The organism is Chryseobacterium sp. FG46 (assembly GCF_057809135.1).
This window is the reverse complement of record NZ_JBMDJJ010000003.1, coordinates 207,010-228,252: the sequence shown is the minus strand read 5'-3', so window position 1 is coordinate 228,252 and position 21,243 is coordinate 207,010. Positions and strand designations below refer to the sequence as shown.

Here is a 21,243-nt window from a genome sequence, read left to right as displayed (position 1 = left end):
GTTATAATCTTGCATCTACCAGATTTCTGTCTAAACATGCTTTAGTATCGAAAACCACGGCATTTTCTTTTTTAAGCTGATCCAGATCCATTTCCAGAAACTCATTATGAGATACTGCAATCACTAAAGAATCATACTTTTTTCCTTCCTCAAGAGCGTCCAGAATATCAATTCCATATTCATGTTTTACTTCTTCCTTGCTTGCCCACGGATCATAAATATCAACATTTACTCCGTAATCAGCCAATTCTCTGTAGATATCTACTACTTTAGTATTTCTGACATCTGGACAGTTTTCTTTGAATGTAACTCCTAAAATAAGGGCATTCGAATTTTTGATCACTCCTCCTTTTGCAATAAGAAGTTTCACCACTTTAGCAGCAACGAACTTTGCAATAGAATCGTTTACACGTCTTCCGGATAAGATAACATCCGGATGATATCCCAGTTGTTCTGCTTTGTGTGCAAGGTAATAAGGATCTACGGAGATACAATGTCCTCCCACCAATCCTGGTTTATATTTAAGGAAATTATATTTTGTTCCTGCTGCTTCCAATACATCATTAGTATCGATACCTACTCTATCAAAAATTAATGCTAACTCGTTAACAAAAGAAATATTAACATCTCTTTGTGCATTTTCAATAGCTTTTGAGGCTTCTGCAACTTTAATGCTAGGTGCTTTATGGGTTCCTGCGGTAATAATTTTCTTATACAGTTGATCTACTTCTTCGGCAATCTTTTCCGTAGAACCTGACGTTACTTTTTTAACGCTTGTAAGCGTATTTACTTTATCTCCCGGATTAATTCTTTCCGGAGAGTAGCCTACAAAAAAGTCTTCGTTAAACGTAAGTCCTGAATATTTTTCAAGAACCGGTACACATTCTTCTTCTGTACATCCGGGAAAAACCGTAGATTCATAAATAACAATATCTCCTTTTTTGATAATTTCTCCTAACATTTTTGAAGCAGAAATCAATGGATTCAAATCGGGAGCATTATATTTATCAATAGGGGTAGGAACTGTTACAATAAATACATTAGCTACAGAAATATCAGATAACAGGCTTGTTGCTTTATAACCTAAAGAACCATTGGATTCGTTATATTTTTTCAGTCCGCTATTTAATTTATCAACATCAGCCTCAAGCGTAATATCCTTTCCGTTATTAAGCTGATCAACACGCTGTGTATTGATATCAAATCCAAAAACAGGATAGTGATCTGCAAATTCAAGAGAGAGAGGAAGACCTACATAACCCTGGCCTATAACCGCTATTTTATATGTTGTTGCCATTAACTAAATTTATTTTTTATTTTTTGAAACCAAGATTGTTCTGTATGTTGGTTATAGCCATAACCATATTTGTTACTGTATCCTAAATTTTCTCTGCTTACATCATTAAGTACAAATCCTACATTTCTGATTTTTTTCTGATCGATATTGTTGTTGGCAAATTCTAATAATGCCTTTTCAGTGTATTTAGATCTGGAAACATAAATCGTGATATCAGAAAGTTCAGCAATAAGGAAAGTATCTGTTACGAGAAGCAATGGAGCAGTATCCAGAATAATATATTCATATTTTTCTTTCAATTCACTAAGAAGGACCTCATAACGCCCGTTAGATAACAATTCTGTTGGGTTCGGAGGAATCATTCCTGAATAAATTACATCCAGGTAAGGATTAAAAGATGATACATGAATAATATCTGCAAGTTTTGTCTCGTCATTGTAAAGATACTCCGTAAGCCCGGCAAGTCCTTTTCTGGCAGGATTATATCTTTGAAGCTGAGGGTTTCTGATATCAGATCCGATAATAATTGCTTTTTTCTTAGGGTTTGCCAATGTTAAAGCTAAATTCACAGATGTGAATGTTTTCCCTTCACCTTTTACAGTTGAAGTAACAAATACTACTTTCCCTTTTTTCTCTTTTGAAAGCATGAAATTCATATTGGTAATAAGAATTCTAAATGCTTCCGCCATAGGAGTAATATCATTCATTTTTACGATTTCAGAATCTCCTTTTTCGAGACTTGGCAGTTCTGCAATAATAGGTGCATGTACTAGCTTCTCTAAGTCATGTTTCGTAACAATCTTATTATTGAAAAGCATTCTTAAGTAAATAATAACAAAAGGAATTAGTAATCCTATCACCAAATAAACAATTAGAATGATGTTCTTTTTGGGTGCAATGGGATTTGCCGATGCATATGCCGTATCTATTATTCTCGCTTTAGGAGCCGTGATAGATTCGGCAATTGCTGTTTCTTCTCTTTTCTGAAGTAACAACAAGTATAAATTTTCCTTAATCTGCTGTTGTCTTTCAATACTTCTGAACATTTTCTCAATAGAAGGAAGTTTAGATATTTTATCTGAAACTTTATTCTGCTCACCAAGATATTCATTTCTTGCCAGCTCAAGACCTATTCTGTTTCTTTGCAAACTCTGCTCAATAGACTGACGCATCGTATTGATCTGTTTGGTAATATCTACCACTGTCGGGTTTTCTACAGTTGCAGACTCTAAAAATCTGTTTCTCTGCAGAATAAGCTGATTATAAGTAGAAATTCCTGCAATAGCTTCAGGATTTTTTAGTCCTACATTGGATGGTAAAGCCTGATATTGACCCTGTTTACTTACAAAACTGATCAAAGCATTAGTAAGTTCCAGCTGTGCATCTACGTCAAGCTGTTTTGCTCTTGCAGCAGCAGAACTTTCCAGACTAATTTTTGCCTCTGTTTCAAGATCTGTAAGGTTATTTTTGGATTTAAATATTTCTTTTTGACTTTCTACATCTCCAAGCTCTCCTGTAAGTCTTTTAATTCTGTCTTCGATAAAGTCCAGTGTCTTCTTAGATTCCGAATTCTTATCTAAAATAGCGTCATTATTATATGCTACAACCAAAGCATTAAGTACATCTTGCGCTTTTGTAATCTGTGGATAGCTCATATCCAGTTTTAATACGGTAGCATCTTTATTAATTAAGCTTACCGCGAGCATATTTTGCAGCATGTCTACTTTACCATCTACTGTTGAAATGTAAAGTTCAAGATCATTCAGATTTATTTCTTTTAAAGCAGCCGGATTATACTTATCATTTTTAGTGATGATAATATTAGCAAAAGGAAGTCCTATGGTCTTACCATAACCGGTAACAATTTTTTTTTGAGGCTTGTCTGTACTTACAATGAGTTTCTCCCCTTCTATTTTTAGCAGAACAGGAGTGGAAATCCCCCCTGGTTTCTCATTAATCACCCTTACTTCAATGGGTGAAGTATCCTTATAAAGTTCAATTTTTCTAAGTTTAGACTTTGCAAAAATATCGGTCTGAAGGTTTTTATTAATGACTACTTCTTTCATTAATCTTTTTGACTTCAGCATCTCAATTTCATTAGCAATACTGTTTGTCTTCAGACCTCCTAAATTCGAAAAGTCCGGTAAAACGCCTAAATCATTATTTACGGGAGACGATGAGTTTTTGGCATCTTTTACAAGTACTGTTGTCTGCACATTGTAAACGGGAGTCATAAACTTCAATGCAATATAGCCTATTACCAAAGCAATAAAGGCACTTAGAGCAAACCACGGCCATTTTCTTAAATAGGGCCTTACTATTTCATTAATATCAATATTACTTGAACTATTTTCTACTTCTAAGGATGGTGAAGACTGTTGGATGTTCATTAATTTTTTTATTTCTTAAATAAACTTATTACTACTGCTACTGCTGTAATTGCAATAGAAGCTGCTGTAAGATAAAGAGTTGTATTTGGATTTTGTTTTGCTAAAACATCTTTGGTATTGCTTGAGGAAACAATAATAGCATCTCCTTGCTTAAGGTTATAATATGGAGAATTAATTAAATTAGCATCCCGAATATTGATACGGCCATGAGAAACAACGCCATTTTCAGTTCTGATAACCAATATATCTTCTCTCTTTCCATATTGAGTCAGGTCACCAGCCATACCTAATGCATTTAAGACAGTTGCCTGTCCGTTTGCTATAGTATAGTCTCCTTGTCTATTTACTTCTCCTAAAACGGTTACTTTAAAATTAGCAAGTCTCATATTAACGGTTGGATTAATAACGTATTTCGTCATTTTTTCCCTTAGCTCATCTTTGAAGGTCGTCAAACTTTTGTCTGATGTGTTCAGCTTTCCTAATATCGGAAAATCAATATTTCCATTTGCATCTACAATATAGGTTGGTCCTGACAGTATTGTTGCTCCCTGATTAGGAGTGTTTCCACCTGCCGTGGCATTTGTCTGGATAAGTTCTGACGAAGAGTAATTCTGATTAAAAGGCTTTACAACATCCATATCTTTAGCAGTGATCAGAATAACTAACTGATCTCCTACCTGGATTGTATTCGCTGAATTTTTAGCAGAGGCATTGATTGCAACTTGTTCTATATTCTGCATATAATTTAAATCATTCTTAGCATTAGGATTCACTTTACAGGAAATCACTAATGAAGACGCCAAAACTACTGCTAATATTTTTCCTTTCATTATTTTGTTAAATTATGCAAATATACATTTATATTTTTTCTATTTATCCAGGGCCTCATAGATTGAATTATTGCTTCGGAATTCCGGTACTATTTTTTTGAGAATCCTTACCACTTCCACTTTATCTCTTCTAAGGGAAGCTTTAGTAATTTCTTTAGTAAGCGTATCTATTTCTACAAATCCCATAGAAGGGTCTTTAGAAATCATAATTTTATCATTATGAGTAGGAAGTGTTTTTGCGTCGTCACTCAAGAGTTCTTCATATAACTTCTCCCCAGGTCTCAGTCCTGTATAAATAATCTTAATATCAATATTAGGTTCGAATCCTGATAATTTTATCATTCTTTTGGCAAGATCAATAATTTTAACAGGTTCCCCCATATCGAAAACAAAAATTTCACCTCCTTCACCCATTGTTCCGGCCTGAAGTACCAGTTCACAGGCTTCAGGAATCGTCATGAAATATCTTACAATTTCCGGATGGGTAATGGTTACCGGCCCTCCTGCTTCAATCTGCTTTTTGAAATGAGGAATAACAGAGCCGTTGGATCCCAGTACATTTCCAAACCTTGTTGTAATGAACTTGGTAACGTTACCTTCTACATTCTGAAGCGACTGCACAAAAAGCTCAGCAGCTCGTTTTGATGCCCCCATTACATTGGTTGGATTTACAGCTTTGTCTGTAGATACCATTACGAATCTGTTTACTTTATACTTACTGGATAGTTTTGCAACAATCTTTGATCCTAATATATTAACAAAAATGGCTTCGTGAGGGTTTTCTTCTACCAAAGGGACATGCTTATAAGCAGCCGCATGATATACCATTGAGAAATTATAAGTCTGGAAAAGAGATTCCATCCTGTGATGATTGGAAACATCTCCTAAAACAAATTTGAAAGCGATATGAGGGAATTTCTCTGTCATTTCAAGTTCAATTTCATAAAGCGGTGTTTCTGCCTGATCTAAAATGACAATCAATGAAGGATTGAAAAGAGCAACCTGTCTTACGATTTCACTTCCTATGGATCCTGCTCCACCGGTTACTAATACTGTTTTATCAAAATGTCTTTTTTTAACTTTTTCGTTCTGAATTTTGATAGGTTTCCTATTCAACAAATCTTCAATTTGAAGATTTCTAATAGATCCACCCAGATCGCTGTCTCTAAGCTTTTGTACTGATGGTGCTTTAAAGACGTTAAGGTCCTTCTCTAAAAATAAATTCACCCATGAATTCATTTCATCTCTGGCCATCATTTCTTTAACAACAAGAACGCCATCAATGATAAGATCTTCTTTGGTATTTTCCTCTATTTTTTGTTTTTCATAAATTGGCTTTCCTAGTAGAGAGGCACTTTTAGAATCTGTTCTTTGTGTCAAAAATCCTACTACCTGATAAGGCAAACTCGGATTATCAAGAATAGCACGGGCAATGGCAATAGATTGTTCATCAATTCCCAATACCAAAATTCTTTTTTTCAGCGCACTTCTTCTGTATTCCCTTACAATATGGAAAAATTCTTTTACATATAATCTGAAAAGGAATAATCCCATAAATGAAATTACAAAATAAAGCATCAGATAAGGAGTAAGTATGAATTTACTTCCTGTAATCCAGAAATAACAGATATTTATTGTTCCGATAGCCAGCATTGTGCAAAAACAGGATATCAAAAGCTTAAATAAGTCTATAAATGTGGAATGACGGATAATCCCGGCATAGGTCTTGAAGACATACATAAAAGCAGCATTCACAAGGATAATAAAACTAAAAATCAAGCTTTTATCGTCATGATATATAAATTCCTGCTTGGTAATTTTTGCGATAATGTAAGTAGAAAGAAATAAAGATATTACCAGAATAATAATGTCTATTACAAGAATTATCCATCTAGGAAGATATCTTACGTCTGAGAGATTGACAACATTATCCCCTCCAAATATTGTTTTTCTAAGAGAATTGTACATTGTCTATATTGGTGTTCATATTTAATTAAGGTATAATATCTAAACTATCCAATCAAAGATAATTTTGATACAATCATGCAAAAATAAAATAAATTTATTTCAATATGCTGAAATCAAAAATAAATTTGATGTTTCATTTATATAGTCTAACAATTTCATTGCGATACAGCTAAATTCAGAGACAAAAATCGTACCATACAAACTGTTTATGAAGGCGATATTTATCTATACAAATTCTTTATTTTAACTGTTTTTCTTTAAAAGAATTATTAAATCTTTATATATCAATCTTTTTCAATGAACTGATTGTTTTTTTTCCTAAAAGTCATACGTCAAGTTTTTTTTAATTTATTAATATTTAGTCAAAAATATCAATTATTTTTTCATACTCAAAACCTTTGTTCATCAAATATTTTATAGTTTTGGTTTTTTTTTGATATTCTTTCAAGCCGGTTTGCTTGGTGTAATAATCATCAAAAATTTTTCTGATAGTTTTCTCATAATCAGCATCATCAATCTCATCAAAACAAGAGTTAATCAACCTTTCTGAAATCTGTTTCTGTTTCAGATTCATTTTAATCTTGGTCTTGCCCCAGTGTTTGATGTAAAATTTGCCTCGGATGTAGCTCCGGGTAAATCTTTCTTCGTTCAGGTAATTTTCTTTCAGGAGAAATAAAATAATTTCTTCTTTTGCTTCATCAATAAGCAGAAATTCTCTCATCTTCTGTTCCACTTCGGCATGGCAGCGATCCTGGTAAACACAATAATTAACCAGTTTCTGCTTAATTTCGTCGAAAGTATAAGATTTCTTTTCCATTTGAATAAAAAAAGAATGAGCAGTCTGCCCATTCTTTATATGATATTGGAATGCCTGTTAGTAATTGAACAGAGCTTTACCTTCCATTAATTCGTTAACTTTCTTTCTTACAGATCCAAGAACTTCTTCATTTTTGATATTGTCTACTACCTCAGAAATTAATCCGGCAATAGTGTCCATATCATTTTCTTTCAATCCTCTTGTTGTAATAGCCGCAGTTCCCAATCTGATACCAGATGTTGTAAATGGTGATTTATCATCAAAAGGAACCATGTTTTTATTACAAGTAATATCAGCAAGTACTAATGCTTTTTCAGTTTCTTTACCGTTTACTCCTTTATTTCTAAGGTCTACCAGCATCAGGTGATTATCTGTACCACCGCTTACGATATCAAATCCTCTGTTGATCATTGCTTTTGATAATGCCTGAGCATTAGCTTTAACCTGTTTTGCGTAGGTTTCGAACTGTACATCCAAAGCTTCACCGAAAGCTACTGCTTTACCAGCAATCACGTGCTCAAGAGGTCCTCCCTGAATACCAGGGAATACAGCTCCGTCCAGTACCTGGCTCATCATTTTAATTTCTCCTTTTGGAGTCTTGTGACCATAAGTATTTTCAAAGTCTTTACCCATCATGATCATCCCTCCTCTTGGTCCTCTCAGCGTTTTGTGAGTAGTAGTAGTTACTACATGACAATGTTCGAATGGAGAATTTAACAATCCTTTTGCTACTAAACCAGCCGGGTGAGCAATGTCTGCCCAAAGAGTAGCTCCTATTTCGTCTGCCACTTCTCTGAATTTAGCATAATCCAAGTCTCTTGAATATGCTGAGAAACCTGCGATAAGCATTTTTGGCTTTTCTCTCAGTGCTACTTCTCTCATTTGGTCATAATCAATTAGACCTGTTTCCTGCTGAACTCCATAAGAAACTACGTTATACTGAATCCCTGAGAAATTCACTGCAGAACCGTGGGTAAGGTGTCCTCCCATTGAAAGATCCATTCCCATGATTTTGTCTCCTGGTTTCAAAACTGCAAGATAAATGGCTGCATTCGCCTGAGAACCGGAATGTGGCTGAACATTCACATAATCTACTCCGAAAAGTTCTTTAGCTCTGTTGATCGCTAAAGTTTCAACCTCATCTACTACTTCACATCCTCCGTAATATCTTTTTCCGGGATATCCTTCAGCATATTTATTTGTCAATACACTTCCCATTGCTTTCATCACGTTTTCAGAAACAAAGTTTTCTGATGCAATAAGTTCTAAACCATGGGTTTGTCTTTGTCTTTCCTTTTCAATCAGGTCGAAAATAATATCCATTTTACTTTTAGTTTTTGAAATTTCCACCCCAAATGTACGGAATTTTCATCGAGATTTATCTATTGAAAAAATGATTTTTAAACACCAAAAAATGAAAAAACACCTCCTTTTATATTATATTAAAACCTTGTCAACTTTTACATTAATTATTTTAACCATAAAAGGCACAAAAGTTTAAACACTAAAGTATTTTAGGTCAGACTTTATGCATAATAAATACACCGAAGTTTTATAAAATCTTTGATTTTCGTCTTATGTGAACTTTTCTGCGGGTTCATTTTAAACTTACTTAAATGGACTAAGGTGTTTTAAAATGAAATCTTTTGTGACTTTTGTGGTTTTAGAAAGTTTAAACAACTTTATGAGAAAGCCTTTAAAATTCCTCATCGGCAAGTTCTTTATTCACCACAGCACCTGCAAAATTTCCCTGTGCAACTGCATTGGCTACGGAACGCATCATGGTTACATTATCTCCACAGGCAAAAACTCCGGGAATGTTTGTTTTCTGCATCATATCTACTTTAATAAATCCCTGTTCTGTCATTTCACAACCCAGGTCACCAGACACATTGATATTTTGTTCAAAAGGAATTTTAGCATACAAAGCCTGTAAAGGAAGTTCTTTTCCGTTTTTGAACACTATTTTTTGAACGAAACCGTCTTCATGTTTTATTTCTTTGATTTCATCTTCGTTAAGAACGATTTTATTCTGACCCAGTTTTTCAATCTGTTCTTTTGAAAGTGAAGACTTTCCGTTGGTAAACAGGGTAAGATTTTTAGTCAGATTAAAAATCAGTTTTGAAAATTCGTAAGCTGTATCTCCATTAGAAAGAATACCGGTTACCTGATCTTTCACTTCATAACCGTGACAGTATGGGCAGTGTATAACAGATATTCCCCAGCATTCTGCAAACCCAGGAATATCCGGCATTATATCTTTCACTCCTGAAGCAAGAATAAGTTTTTTAGCATTAAATTTTTCACCGGAGGAAGTTTCAATCACAAAACCTTCGGTTGTCTTTTGTGTTTTCACTACGGTTCCGTTATAAAAGTGAACTGTATTGTATTTTTGGACATCTTCTTTTGCCATCTTTGCAATTTCCGCAGGAGTTTTCCCGTCATGAGTAACAAAATTATGGGAATGCGGAGTCTGTCTGTTGCAAGGTTTTCCGTTATCGATAATCAGAACATTTCTTAAAGATCTTCCTAAAGACATTCCTGCTGATAATCCAGAATAGCTTCCTCCTGTTATAATGACATCAAAGTTTTTGTTTTCCATAGTTCAGTTGATAATTGATAATTGATAATTGATAATGCAAAGATAACCTAAAATCAATTAATGCAATAAAGTTGCAATAAAACTTGTCTATTAACCTAATCCTGTTTACAAATCATCACTTCTCTCAATTTTGAAAAACTATTTCCACTCATTTTTTACTTCGATAATTTCGTCCTGAATTCTTTTATTGATAGCTGTTTTTGCACCCTGAAAACTGAAAATTGCGGTTCCTCTTTCTCTTGCGTACGGATTGGTAATAGAATCTTTCAATGTTGAAACTTCAAAAAAAGAGCCGGATTCTTCAAGTTCTTTCCCTGCCTCAGGGGCATCTTTAACTCTGATAACATTTTTATATTTCTTGCTTACATCTATCCAATTGATATAATCCGCATGAAATGACATGGCCGTAACGCCAGCTTTTGAATAATAATTAATCGCTCCGGCCTGTCCGTAATTATCACACAGCACCATCGTATTTCCGGTTTTTGATACCCTGGAATATTCTTTATCTACTTTTTGAGCCAGCTCTTTCCACCCCTGCATATCGGAAAAATCCTGCGGCAACGGATGATCTTTACCATCTTCCCAGCGAAGCAGTCCGAATTTTTTGTATTGATCCTGGTGAGACTCAATGTACTCAGGGCTCTTATTCGGAAAAGCTATATTATATAAAGGAAGGAATAAAAGTATTGGAATAAGAATACTGACTGGTTTCAAAAACCTCTTCCAGCCGTTTTCAAATAGATGTCCAAGAAAAACAGCACCGAAAGCAATATACACAGGATAGAGTCCTGTCGCATAGTAATCTTTTGCTTTAAAAAACAGAAACAGAATGATCGTGATAATATAACTCCAAAAGAAAAACCTGAATTTCTCAAAAGGCTTATATAAAAGCAATGCTCCCCAGCCTGCAATTATTACAAAGATAACACCTATGAAAAACATAATCTGGGATTTCATAAAATCCATCCGGTCTACATGTACAAGCTGCTTTTCAGAAAGTTCTTTCATATGATGAATAACCGGAAACTGGTTCTGATACTGCCAGAGAAGATTGGGAAAAATAATAATTAAAGCTAAAAGAGCAGCCCAATACACATGAGGCTGCATAAAAATCTTCCTCTGCTCTGTTAACAATAGTGCAGGAATAAGTCCTAACAGTGCAAAAGCAATATTGTATTTATTTAATATTCCTATTCCAACAATAACGGCACCTATATACAACCATTTTATTTTTTGAGAATTGAAATATCTGATCAGGCTGTAATAAAGGGAAAGCCAGAGTAAAATCTCCAGAGAGGTTGGCTGGAACAGCATATTAATCCGGAGAAGTACTGAAAATAATATCCCTGCAGAAGCCAGAATTTTAGCAAACAGGCCTCCTTTAAGTTCTTCAACAACTTTCCAGGTAAGTGCAATCGTCAAAGCTCCGAAAAGCGCTGGAAAAAATTTAACCCAAAATATGGAATTCCCCAACAATTTAATGACCCAGGCTACCCAGGAATTGACAGGCGGAACTGAAAGATATCCCCAGGCAAGATGATTTGCCTGATCAAGGTGCAGGTATTCATCCCGGTGAAGTTCATATTCAGGGCTTATCAGTGAATATTGAAGGGCAAATTTTGCAATGATAAAAAGAAGCAGAATCCAGTAGTCCTTTTTCATGAGGGATAATAGTTTGAAATTTAAAGATAAGACAGCTTAAACTTCTTTTGCGTTACATTGTGATTTCAAATCTGTTACCAATAATTTCAGTTTTTAGCTTCTGAATATTGTCAGACCAATACTTCATTTCGTCATTCTTTCCAGAGCATTCTTCTATTGGAGTTTTCTGGCAGGCAGCTAAATATTCCTGATAGGTTTTCAACATATTATTAAGATACATTTCATAGTCTTTAGGATTTTTAGGAATATACCCTATTCCGTCGCAACCACAGGAATGAAAACATTTTCCTGTTTTGAAAAGACTTTTTATAATCTTCCATTCTTTAACAGCTGTTTTTTTAGGGGCTTTGAAATCTTTTCCCAGATCAGCCATTATACTGCTGCATTCAGGACATTTTATAGCCCGGTTTTCAATCTCTGAAACAATTTTTTCCAATTCTTTTGTTTCCGCTTTCGTAAAAACATATCCTACATTCCGAATTGTCTTCCCGGGTTCATGGTATATTTTTTCTTTTTCGATCCTTTTTACAATGTCATAAACGTCCGGCTGTTTAAATGATTTCCGGCATTTAAAACAGATATAATGTGATTTATAAGTTTTCTGGGCGTACCGACACATTTTTTCATGGATTTATATGATTCAAATATAGGAATTTGCTCTTATAAAGATTTGATACAAAAAAAAGAATCCCGGAGAAAAAAAATTCTCCAGGATTCACAGTTTAAAAGTGTATAGTGTAGTTTATTATTTTTTATTTGCTTTTTCTTTAAGCTCTTCTTTGTCTTTATCAGATGGATTCCAAACTTTAATCTCCGTATCTTTTGTAATATTTGATCCTGGAAGAATCTGAACATTGATCCCATCACTTGCTCCCAGTTTCACGTATACTTTTTTGAACTTCCCATCTTTTTGTTTTACCTCTACGAAAGGTACATCTTTTCCTTGTTTCTTTTCATACTGAACTAAAGACTCATCCAATAATAATGCATTTTTCTGAGAACTCAACACAATTTCACCGTTGGCAGAAAAACCTGCTCTAATATACTCATTATTAGGATTAGATACGTTCCCTTCTACCGGAAATTTAATAGTTCCTGCGTTATCTTTACCTTTTGGGGCAATCATGGTTAGTTTTCCCGGGAATGTTTTATTTTGAAGAGCACCGATCACGATGTTCATATCCATACCTTCACTTAGCTTTCCTGCTTGTGCTTCATCAATTTCGCCTTTAAAAATCAAAACATTTAAATCTGCCACTGAACAGATTGTGGTTCCTGCGTTAAAGTTATTGGCTTCAATCACCTGGCTTCCTGCTTTTACAGGAACTTCAAGTACGGTACCTGAGGCTTTGGAACGGATTTCTGTAGTAGCTAAACCTTGTCCTTTAAGTTCCGGAGTTGCTCCTGTTTTAGCAATCTGCAATCTTTTTTGAGCGGTATTTAACTGCTGCTGGGCATTTTTCAACGTCTGCTGCTGAGAGTACAACTGCTGCTGAGAGTTCAGATACTCCTGTTTAGAAGCTACACCTTGCTTGTATAATTTGTCCTGCATTTCAAACTGCTTTTGCATATTCCCTACATTCATCTGAGCATTACTGATCTGGATCTGCGCATTCTGAACTTCCTGCTGGGCGGCGTTTACTTCAGAGATGCTTGGAACAATTTTAACGGTAGCAATCAGCTGTCCTACTTCTACTTTATCTCCTTCTTTTACTAAAATTTTATCTATAATCCCTGCAATGTTGGGCTTGATTTCAATTTCTTCTTTGGGAACAATTTTTCCTGTGGCCATCACTTTATCATCCATATTCTGAATGGTAGGTTTACGGGTAAGGAAAGCCTCGCTTTCTTTAGAGTTAGATTTAATAAGATAGCCAAGCCCCGAGAACAATGCCACTGCAAATAAAAGCCCCAACACTATATAAATGGCTTTTTTCCAGGTGAATTTCTTTTTCATATGTATAGTTTATTTTTTATTAAATGGGTTGAAAGATTTAAAATCAAAGGCTGATTCTCTATATTCCTTTTATTTTTAAATCTTAAAACTGTTTTATTTTCAAATTAATTACTCTGTTCTTAATGCTTCAATAGGTCTGATCTTTACGGCTCTCTGCGCAGGAATCATTCCAATTATCAATCCTAAAACCACCATTACAGCCATTGCAGCAAATACGTTTCCATAGTTAACGGTCGGATTATAGAAAGGAAATGAATCCTGGCCCTGGGTGACAGCGTTGAGGATCATGAGTACAAAAATTCCAAACATAAAACCCAATAGCCCCGAAGAGAGCGTAATCACCACACTTTCCAGCAAAATCTGATTTCTTACTTCAGCAGGCTTTGCTCCCAATGCTCTTCTGATCCCGATTTCTTTGGTTCTTTCTTTTACCGTAATCAAAAGGATATTTGAAATAGCGATTACTCCTGCAAGAATAGTCAGTGTACCAACAATAATGGTCAGTAACTGCATTCCTGTAAGAAAACCGGTCAGTTTTTTAAACTCTTTTCCAAGGTTGAAACTTCCGAAAGCATTGGTATCTTCAGGGGATACTTTATTCTTGGTCTTTAAAACCTGCTTCACATTTTCTTCCACAGAATTGACGTTAGCATTAGGCTTGCTTACGATAGCAAACAGGTCTATCTGGTCTCCTGCATTATACATTTTCGTATAAGTGGAAAGTGGAATGAAAGCGGTCTGGTCATTTTCAAAGCCGCCTCCTTTTTTCACACGGAAAACTCCGATGACATTAAAGAAGAGACCTTTAATATTGATTGATTTTCCTATTGGATTTTCTTTTTTCTTGGAATCGAAGAAGTTTTTATAAATCTCTTCTCCAATAACTACTACATTTTTATTCCCGGAAACATCGGCATCATTGATATAGCGTCCGTAGATCAGTTTCTTTTCTGAAATTTTATTTCCTACAGAGTAATCTCCCGTTAATGAATAAGTACCGTTCTTCCCGTTTCTTGACATGGCTTCTCCCGGTGTTCCGGTGAAACTTCCTCTGGCATTTTGCGGTGATATATAATCTATAGCAGTTACTTTTCTTTTCAGCATATCCATATCGGTTAAGTTCAAGTGAACTTCTCTTCCTTTAGGAAATCCCTCATATGGAATGGACGTTTTCTGTGCCCATAAGAAGATTGAATTGGTAGCAAAACCGGAAAATAATTTATCAAAACCATTCTCCATTCCTTTTGCTGCTCCAAGAAGGCTTACATACAAAAACATCCCCCATCCTACGCCAATCATGGTAAGAAATGTTCGGAGTTTATTATTCCTCAATGAATAATAAATCTCCTGCCAAGTATCTTTTTTAAATATGATATTCACCTTTTCAAATTATAAGTTATAAATTATGATTTATGAAATTCATTCATCCTTTTAACTAAAGACCTGCTTTTGCTTTTTAGTTTATATTATTCTGTTCTCAGTGCTTCAATAGGTTTTATCCTTGAAGCTCTGTATGCGGGTACAAATCCAGCAATCAATCCTGAAAAAATAAGAGCAATAAATGCCATAATAATAGCTCCCCAACCTACACTTGGGCTTTTAATGAAGAATTCTTCAAGACTGTCACCAATAAGGCTTAATGTCAAAACACCTATTCCTACTCCTACGAGTCCGGATACCACTGTAATCACAACGCTTTCCTGAACAATCAGTCCTACGATTCCGCTTGGTTTTGCTCCAATGGCTTTTCGTACTCCGATTTCTTTGGTTCTTTCTTTCACGATATATACCATGATATTACTGATCCCGATAATTCCAGCAAGCAATGTCCCCAGGCCAATAAATCCAACAATAGCGGTAAGAACTGCCATAAACGTAAATGTATCATTCATGTTTTTGGCGTTATTCCAGACACGAACTCCATTTTCATCATCAGGAGAAACATTTTTTCTGGCTTTCAATTTATCTTGTAACTCATCACCATATTTTATAGCCTGATCCGGAGTCAATTTATCATTATAGGTGATATATGCTATATTCACAGTATCAGAACCTTTTTTCATCTGCTGCAAAGTGGTAATAGGAACTGTAATATGTCTTTCATCTCTGTCTCCTCCATCATCTGAAAAGACTCCTATCACCTTGTACATCGTTCCATTAATATCCAGTTCTTTTCCAATAGGATTTCCATTTTTGATCAAATCCCGCTGGACCATTCTTCCGATTACGGCAACATTTAATTTCCTTGTCAAATCCATAGATGTCAGATAACGACCATCAATAATTTTTCTATTCTCAATAACCTGCTCTCCCGGCTCAGCACCATTGATCTGATAAAGACCACTCTCTTTTCCATATTTCACCATTAAATTGGCGCTATACCTGGGACTTGAAGGGCCTGCTTTTTTCTTATCTGCATTAATCAAAAAATCATAGTCTGCGTTATTCATTGAAACATTTCTATCAGACTGTAATCCTTTATACGCTAAAGTGGCTTTCCCGGTTGAAATAATAATAAGGTTCTTAGCATCTCCGGCAAATCCTTCAGAGAAAGCATTCTGAAGTCCTTTTCCAATTCCAAAAAGTACAATGAAAATAAACAGTCCCAGGGCTACCGTAAACCCTGAAAGCACCGTCCTGAGCACATTGCTCCGGATAGAACTGAATATTTCCTGCCAACGATCTAGGTCAAACATAGTTTTTATTTTTTTACTTTGTAAAAAAGTCAATTAGCTGCGCTCTCAATTTTCTTCGAAGTCAGTTAACTTTGTTGTCAATTTGTCCTTCATCAGAAAACGGTTACGAACCTAATTAATTTTCACATTTCTAATCTTTTTTCAACATTTTACTTAACAAGATAAATGCTGTTTTTATTAAATTTCCAATTTTTGTTAATTCCTCTATTTTAATATAATTACATTCTATAACGATATCAAAACAAGAATCCAACTCAATAACTGAACCTCTGGCAATTTCAAAATACCTTTTCCTTTCCAGTTCAGATTTTCTTGAACACCCTTCGGTAATATTTAATACCACTGAAGTAGAAGCTCTTCGTATCTGGTCGATTATATTAAACTTTTCATGATCAGGAATCTTAGATAAAATTTTATAACATTCTATTCTTAATTCTCTGGCTGACTGATACATGTCAAGCTTATAATGGTTCAGATTTAAAAACATTTTTATTTTTTTTCATATTCATTTGTGTGTGTTATTAATTATTCTTCCTCTTCATTATCAATTCACTTGCGAAGCAAAATTGACCGTTCACGATTCACTTATAATACAATCTGCTTAATAAACTCATCACTCTCAATAATCCCATCCTTCAGTACTACGTTTCTTTTGGTCTGTGCCGCTACATCCGGCTCGTGGGTTACAACGATGATTGTTTTCCCCTCATTATTGATATCCTGAAGCAATTTCATAATATCATGAGTGGTTTTGGAGTCCAATGCTCCCGTAGGTTCATCTGCCAGTACTACTTTAGGATCTGTAATCAAAGCTCTTGCGATAGCTACTCTTTGTTTCTGTCCTCCGGAAAGTTCACTTGGAAGGTGGTTGGCCCACTGTGCCAATCCTACTTTTTCCAGATATTCCATTGCTTTCTGATTTCGCTCTTTTCTCGGTACATTCTGATAGTACAGAGGAAGTGCTACATTTTCTAAAGCCGTTTTATAATTGATAAGATTAAAAGACTGGAAAATAAATCCTAGAAACCTACTTCTGTATTCCGCAGCTTTTACTTCTGATAAATGTTCGATAGGAACTCCATCCAATTCATAGATTCCTGAATCTTTTTCATCCAGAATCCCAATAATATTAAGAAGTGTAGATTTTCCGGAACCGGAACTTCCCATAATGGAAACAAACTCTCCTTCAGAAATATTCAGATTAATTCCTTTGAGAACATGAAGCTTGCTTTTCCCTGTATCGTATGACTTATTTAAATCCTGAATTACTAACATTAAGTGATGTATGTTTTATACCCAATAAGTAGATCATATTTTCAAATTGTTACAAGAATAAAAATTTATTCAAATATTTTTTTGTTTAATACTTTAGTCCTTTATTTATAATACTTTATAAAATATCGTTTAACTGCAATTCCGCATTTGCATCTATTTATCTTCAAGATTGCGGTCCAGCCTATTATCCGAGCCAGTTTCATGTAAATGTGGAAAACTTTTCAGGCTAAAAGTCAGCCTATTAGTATTTACCTCTTTCAAAATCAGTTCTTTTTTTCGAACTTTGCTATTAGTTCTTTACAAGAAATATGAATTTGGGGAAGTGAATAACTTTAATTCACAACTTACAGATAAACAAAAAGTTAAGTATTTCCGGAACGTTATCCACAAGGATCTAAATTATTTAATTATAAAGATATTTAATATGGGAATTTTTGATAAAAGAGTAAGTTATAAGCCATTTGAATACCCGGAGGTTCTTCAATTTGTAGAAGCCATCAACAAATCGTTCTGGGTGCATTCGGAAGTGGACTTTACTGCAGATGTTCAGGATTTTCATTCGCAGTTGGAACCACATGAGAAGCATGCTGTGAAAAATGCACTGTTAGCCATTGCACAGATCGAGGTGTCTGTAAAGACATTCTGGGGAAATTTATACAACCACCTACCAAAACCGGAGTTCAATGGATTAGGATCTACTTTTGCAGAATGCGAATTCCGTCATTCTGAAGCATATTCCCGCTTATTAGAGGTATTAGGATATAATGACGAGTTCCTTAACGTGATCGAAATTCCTGCCGTAAAAGGAAGAATAGAGTTTCTTGGAAATGCCTTAAAGCATGCTAATTCTGCGACACCTAAAGAGTATGTTTCTGCTTTACTATTATTCAGTATTTTAGTGGAAAATGTTTCTCTTTTCTCGCAGTTTGCCATCATCCTTTCTTTCACAAGATTCAAAGGATTCATGAAAAATGTTTCCAATATCATTGCATGGACTTCAGTAGATGAACAAATTCACGCCAATGCAGGAATCTACCTGATCAACAAAATCCGTGAAGAACAGCCTGACTTGTTAACAGACAGCGATATTGAAGATATCTACACTTTGGTAGACGAATCTATTGCAAGAGAAGGTGATATCCTTAGCTGGATCTTCGAACTGGGAGAAATCGACAACGTTTCCAAAGAAGACCTGTTAAACTTCATGAAATACCGTGTAGATGACAGCCTGAAGAAAATCAATATGAAAACAAGATACAACATTACTCCGGAACAGTACAGACCAATGGTATGGTTCGAAGAGGAAGTTTTTGCGAATTCATTAGATGATTTCTTTGCCAAAAGACCTGTAGACTACACGAAGCACGATAAGAGTATTACAGCGAACGATTTGTTTTAATATTCGGGCGCGAGCGAAGCGAGCGTCAAAGCAGTTAGTATCAGAATTATCCTTTTCTGATTAATAAGTGGAATTGCTGTTCATGAATAAAGCACAAATACAAAAAGAAATGATCAATGTAATAGTAACCTATACGGTAAACCCCGAATTTGTTCCAAACAATACCACCAATATCCAAAAGTTTCTGGAAGATTTCAAAAATTTAGATCCTTCCACTTTTGAATATAAGGTTTTTGTAAAGGAAGATGGTGTTACTTTTGTACATTATTCAAACTACATCAATGAAGAAGTTCAGCATGAGGTTTTGAATGTTCCGTCTTTTAAAGAATTTCAGAGATTAAGAGATGAAAGCGGGCTGAACGGTTCCCACAAAGTAGAAATTTTACAATCAATAATATAAAAAAACAAAATTCCGGAGTGATTCTCTCATTCCGGAATTCGAAAATATAACATCTATGGAAGAGCAAAATTCAAATATATGGTGGCTCAATGAAGAGTCTGAGCAGATGCTGAACAGAGGATATCTGTTAAAAGGTGAAACGGTAGACGGGGCTATCGACAGAATTACCACTGCGGCTGCAAAAAGGTTATACAAACCGGAACTTCAACCGGCATTCAAAGAGATGATCACGAAGGGATGGATCAGCTTCTCTTCTCCTGTATGGGCTAATATGGGAACGGAAAGAGGTCTTCCTATCTCATGTTTTAACGTTCATATTCCGGACAGCATTGAAGGAATTACCCACAAAATGGGTGAAGTTATCATGCAGACTAAAATCGGAGGCGGAACTTCAGGATATTTTGGAGAATTGAGAAACAGAGGAACCGCTGTAACAGATAACGGAAAATCTTCAGGAGCAGTTTCATTCATGAAGCTTTTCGATACGGCTATGGATGTTGTTTCTCAGGGAGGAGTAAGAAGAGGTGCCTTTGCTGCTTACTTAGATATTGACCACGGAGATATTGAAGAGTTTTTATCCATTAAAGATATCGGCAGCCCTATCCAGAACCTGTTTACCGGAGTATGTGTACCCGATTACTGGATGCAGGATATGATTGAAGGTGATATGGAAAAACGTAAAGTCTGGGCAAGAGTATTGGAAAGCCGCCAGCAAAAAGGTCTTCCGTATATTTTCTTCACAGACAACGTGAACAGAAATAAACCTCAGGTTTATAAAGACTTGGGAATGACGGTGAATGCAAGTAACCTTTGTTCTGAAATCATGCTTCCGTCAACAATGGAAGAGTCTTTCATCTGCTGTTTGTCTTCCATGAACCTGGAATTGTATGATGAGTGGAAAGATACAGACGCTGTAAAACTGGCAGTATACTTCCTTGACGCTGTATTATCAGAATTTATTGACAAAACTGAAGGAAACTATTATCTACAGGGGGCAAGAAACTTCGCAATGCGTCACAGAGCTCTTGGTTTAGGAGTTTTAGGATATCATTCTTATTTACAGAAAAACATGATTCCGTTTGAAAGCTTTGAGGCGACTCAATTCAATGCAAGAGCATTCAGACATATCAAAGAGCAGGCTGAGCAGGCTTCAAGAGAACTTGCCAACATCTATGGAGAACCTGAAGTATTGAAAGGATACGGATTGAGAAATACCACAACAATGGCTATTGCTCCTACCACTTCAAGTTCTGCCATCTTAGGACAGACTTCTCCTGGAATTGAACCTTTCTCTTCCAACTATTATAAAGCAGGTCTTGCGAAAGGAAACTTTATGCGTAAAAACAAATACCTGGCGAAACTATTGAAGGAAAAAGGGTTGGATAACGAAGAAACATGGAGAACAATCATGTTGAACCACGGATCTGTACAACACCTGAACGAGCTTACTCCTGAAGAAAAGGCAGTATTCAAAACGTTCAAAGAAATCTCTCCAATGGAAATTATTTCTCAGGCAGCCCAGAGACAACAGTATATTGACCAGGCACAGTCACTGAATCTTCAGATTCCTTCTACAATGCCTGTAAAAGATGTCAACTATCTTTATATTGAAGCCTGGAAAAAAGGAGTAAAAACACTTTATTACCAAAGAAGTTCATCCGTTTCAAAAGAGATGATGGTTAACTTCGTGTCATGTTCAAGCTGCGAAGCATAAAAAATCACAAATAATAAACATTTCTATAGTAAAACACGCTTTTTAAGCGTGTTTTTTTATTGCAATAAAAACTTTAACAAATTTTAACATTTGAAGTAAAAAAAAATATTTCTCTTTAATCATTCATTAATACTGAAAATTTATAGCCTCCACTCCCCAAATAGTGAATCAAGTCCCTGTATTATTGATTTTTCATTATTATTATGAAACATTTTTATATACATTTGTTGAAA

17 protein-coding genes are annotated in these 21,243 nt (G+C 35.2%); 3 read left to right on the top strand and 14 right to left on the bottom strand.

The features are described from left to right. Position 1: 1 nt before the first annotated feature. The 14 genes from ACODR7_RS03930 to ACODR7_RS03865 form a co-directional block, all read right to left on the bottom strand. The gene (locus tag ACODR7_RS03930) at positions 2-1,297 is read right to left on the bottom strand and encodes a nucleotide sugar dehydrogenase (RefSeq protein WP_488837433.1); all 1,296 of its coding nucleotides are present in this window, start codon (positions 1,295-1,297) and stop codon (positions 2-4) included. After that, positions 1,297-3,687, bottom strand: coding sequence for a GumC family protein (locus tag ACODR7_RS03925; RefSeq protein ID WP_488837431.1), 2,391 nt, complete (start codon positions 3,685-3,687; stop codon positions 1,297-1,299). The genes ACODR7_RS03930 and ACODR7_RS03925 overlap by 1 nt, the downstream gene beginning before the upstream one ends. Before the next feature lie 8 nt (positions 3,688-3,695). After that, a complete protein-coding gene (locus tag ACODR7_RS03920) occupies positions 3,696-4,517 on the bottom strand; it encodes a polysaccharide biosynthesis/export family protein (RefSeq protein ID WP_488837430.1) in 822 nt (273 codons plus the stop codon). Between the two features lie 39 nt (positions 4,518-4,556). Beyond that, on the bottom strand, positions 4,557-6,485 hold the full coding sequence (locus ACODR7_RS03915) for a polysaccharide biosynthesis protein (RefSeq protein ID WP_488837429.1): 1,929 nt from the start codon (positions 6,483-6,485) through the stop codon (positions 4,557-4,559). A gap of 358 nt (positions 6,486-6,843) precedes the next feature. After that, a complete protein-coding gene (locus ACODR7_RS03910) occupies positions 6,844-7,302 on the bottom strand; it encodes a regulatory protein RecX (RefSeq protein WP_488837427.1) in 459 nt (152 codons plus the stop codon). Positions 7,303-7,359: 57 nt separating this feature from the next. Beyond that, positions 7,360-8,625, bottom strand: a complete 1,266-nt coding sequence (gene glyA, locus ACODR7_RS03905; RefSeq protein WP_488837426.1) for a serine hydroxymethyltransferase — start codon at positions 8,623-8,625, stop codon at positions 7,360-7,362. Positions 8,626-8,998: 373 nt separating this feature from the next. Further along, positions 8,999-9,904 (bottom strand): NAD(P)/FAD-dependent oxidoreductase, encoded by a 906-nt coding sequence (locus tag ACODR7_RS03900; RefSeq protein ID WP_488837424.1) that lies wholly within the window; start codon positions 9,902-9,904, stop codon positions 8,999-9,001. A 138-nt stretch (positions 9,905-10,042) separates the two neighbouring features. Further along, the gene (locus ACODR7_RS03895) at positions 10,043-11,569 is read right to left on the bottom strand and encodes a glycosyltransferase family 39 protein (protein WP_488837422.1); all 1,527 of its coding nucleotides are present in this window, start codon (positions 11,567-11,569) and stop codon (positions 10,043-10,045) included. A gap of 52 nt (positions 11,570-11,621) precedes the next feature. Beyond that, complete coding sequence (locus ACODR7_RS03890) at positions 11,622-12,005, bottom strand: hypothetical protein (protein WP_488837421.1); 384 nt, start codon at positions 12,003-12,005, stop codon at positions 11,622-11,624. 309 nt (positions 12,006-12,314) lie between these two features. After that, positions 12,315-13,526 (bottom strand): efflux RND transporter periplasmic adaptor subunit, encoded by a 1,212-nt coding sequence (locus tag ACODR7_RS03885; protein WP_488837419.1) that lies wholly within the window; start codon positions 13,524-13,526, stop codon positions 12,315-12,317. A 108-nt stretch (positions 13,527-13,634) separates the two neighbouring features. Further along, a complete protein-coding gene (locus ACODR7_RS03880) occupies positions 13,635-14,906 on the bottom strand; it encodes an ABC transporter permease (protein ID WP_488837418.1) in 1,272 nt (423 codons plus the stop codon). Between the two features lie 86 nt (positions 14,907-14,992). After that, on the bottom strand, positions 14,993-16,222 hold the full coding sequence (locus tag ACODR7_RS03875) for an ABC transporter permease (RefSeq protein ID WP_062673977.1): 1,230 nt from the start codon (positions 16,220-16,222) through the stop codon (positions 14,993-14,995). A gap of 130 nt (positions 16,223-16,352) precedes the next feature. Next, positions 16,353-16,709, bottom strand: coding sequence for a four helix bundle protein (locus ACODR7_RS03870; protein ID WP_488837415.1), 357 nt, complete (start codon positions 16,707-16,709; stop codon positions 16,353-16,355). A 98-nt stretch (positions 16,710-16,807) separates the two neighbouring features. Next, complete coding sequence (locus tag ACODR7_RS03865; protein WP_062673972.1) at positions 16,808-17,497, bottom strand: ABC transporter ATP-binding protein; 690 nt, start codon at positions 17,495-17,497, stop codon at positions 16,808-16,810. Between the two features lie 424 nt (positions 17,498-17,921). Between ACODR7_RS03865 and ACODR7_RS03860 the strand changes: the two genes are divergently transcribed. The 3 genes from ACODR7_RS03860 (at position 17,922) to ACODR7_RS03850 (ending at position 21,010) form a co-directional block, all read left to right on the top strand. Continuing rightward, on the top strand, positions 17,922-18,896 hold the full coding sequence (locus ACODR7_RS03860) for a ribonucleotide-diphosphate reductase subunit beta (protein WP_041461620.1): 975 nt from the start codon (positions 17,922-17,924) through the stop codon (positions 18,894-18,896). A gap of 109 nt (positions 18,897-19,005) precedes the next feature. Continuing rightward, a complete protein-coding gene (locus ACODR7_RS03855) occupies positions 19,006-19,296 on the top strand; it encodes a hypothetical protein (RefSeq protein ID WP_488837539.1) in 291 nt (96 codons plus the stop codon). 55 nt (positions 19,297-19,351) lie between these two features. After that, positions 19,352-21,010, top strand: coding sequence for a ribonucleoside-diphosphate reductase subunit alpha (locus ACODR7_RS03850; RefSeq protein WP_076596295.1), 1,659 nt, complete (start codon positions 19,352-19,354; stop codon positions 21,008-21,010). Positions 21,011-21,243 lie beyond the last annotated feature (233 nt).

Bases quoted from the DNA above. Each gene is read 5' to 3' on its own strand.
- ACODR7_RS03930 (WP_488837433.1), bottom strand. From the start codon at position 1,297: ATGGCAACAACATATAAAATAGCGGTTATAGGCCAGGGTTATGTAGGT.
- ACODR7_RS03925 (WP_488837431.1), bottom strand. From the start codon at position 3,687: ATGAACATCCAACAGTCTTCACCATCCTTAGAAGTAGAAAATAGTTCA.
- ACODR7_RS03920 (WP_488837430.1), bottom strand. From the start codon at position 4,517: ATGAAAGGAAAAATATTAGCAGTAGTTTTGGCGTCTTCATTAGTGATT.
- ACODR7_RS03915 (WP_488837429.1), bottom strand. From the start codon at position 6,485: ATGTACAATTCTCTTAGAAAAACAATATTTGGAGGGGATAATGTTGTC.
- ACODR7_RS03910 (WP_488837427.1), bottom strand. From the start codon at position 7,302: ATGGAAAAGAAATCTTATACTTTCGACGAAATTAAGCAGAAACTGGTT.
- glyA (WP_488837426.1), bottom strand. From the start codon at position 8,625: ATGGATATTATTTTCGACCTGATTGAAAAGGAAAGACAAAGACAAACC.
- ACODR7_RS03900 (WP_488837424.1), bottom strand. From the start codon at position 9,904: ATGGAAAACAAAAACTTTGATGTCATTATAACAGGAGGAAGCTATTCT.
- ACODR7_RS03895 (WP_488837422.1), bottom strand. From the start codon at position 11,569: ATGAAAAAGGACTACTGGATTCTGCTTCTTTTTATCATTGCAAAATTT.
- ACODR7_RS03885 (WP_488837419.1), bottom strand. From the start codon at position 13,526: ATGAAAAAGAAATTCACCTGGAAAAAAGCCATTTATATAGTGTTGGGG.
- ACODR7_RS03875 (WP_062673977.1), bottom strand. From the start codon at position 16,222: ATGTTTGACCTAGATCGTTGGCAGGAAATATTCAGTTCTATCCGGAGC.
- ACODR7_RS03870 (WP_488837415.1), bottom strand. From the start codon at position 16,709: ATGTTTTTAAATCTGAACCATTATAAGCTTGACATGTATCAGTCAGCC.
- ACODR7_RS03865 (WP_062673972.1), bottom strand. From the start codon at position 17,497: ATGTTAGTAATTCAGGATTTAAATAAGTCATACGATACAGGGAAAAGC.
- ACODR7_RS03860 (WP_041461620.1), top strand. From the start codon at position 17,922: ATGGGAATTTTTGATAAAAGAGTAAGTTATAAGCCATTTGAATACCCG.
- ACODR7_RS03855 (WP_488837539.1), top strand. From the start codon at position 19,006: ATGATCAATGTAATAGTAACCTATACGGTAAACCCCGAATTTGTTCCA.
- ACODR7_RS03850 (WP_076596295.1), top strand. From the start codon at position 19,352: ATGGAAGAGCAAAATTCAAATATATGGTGGCTCAATGAAGAGTCTGAG.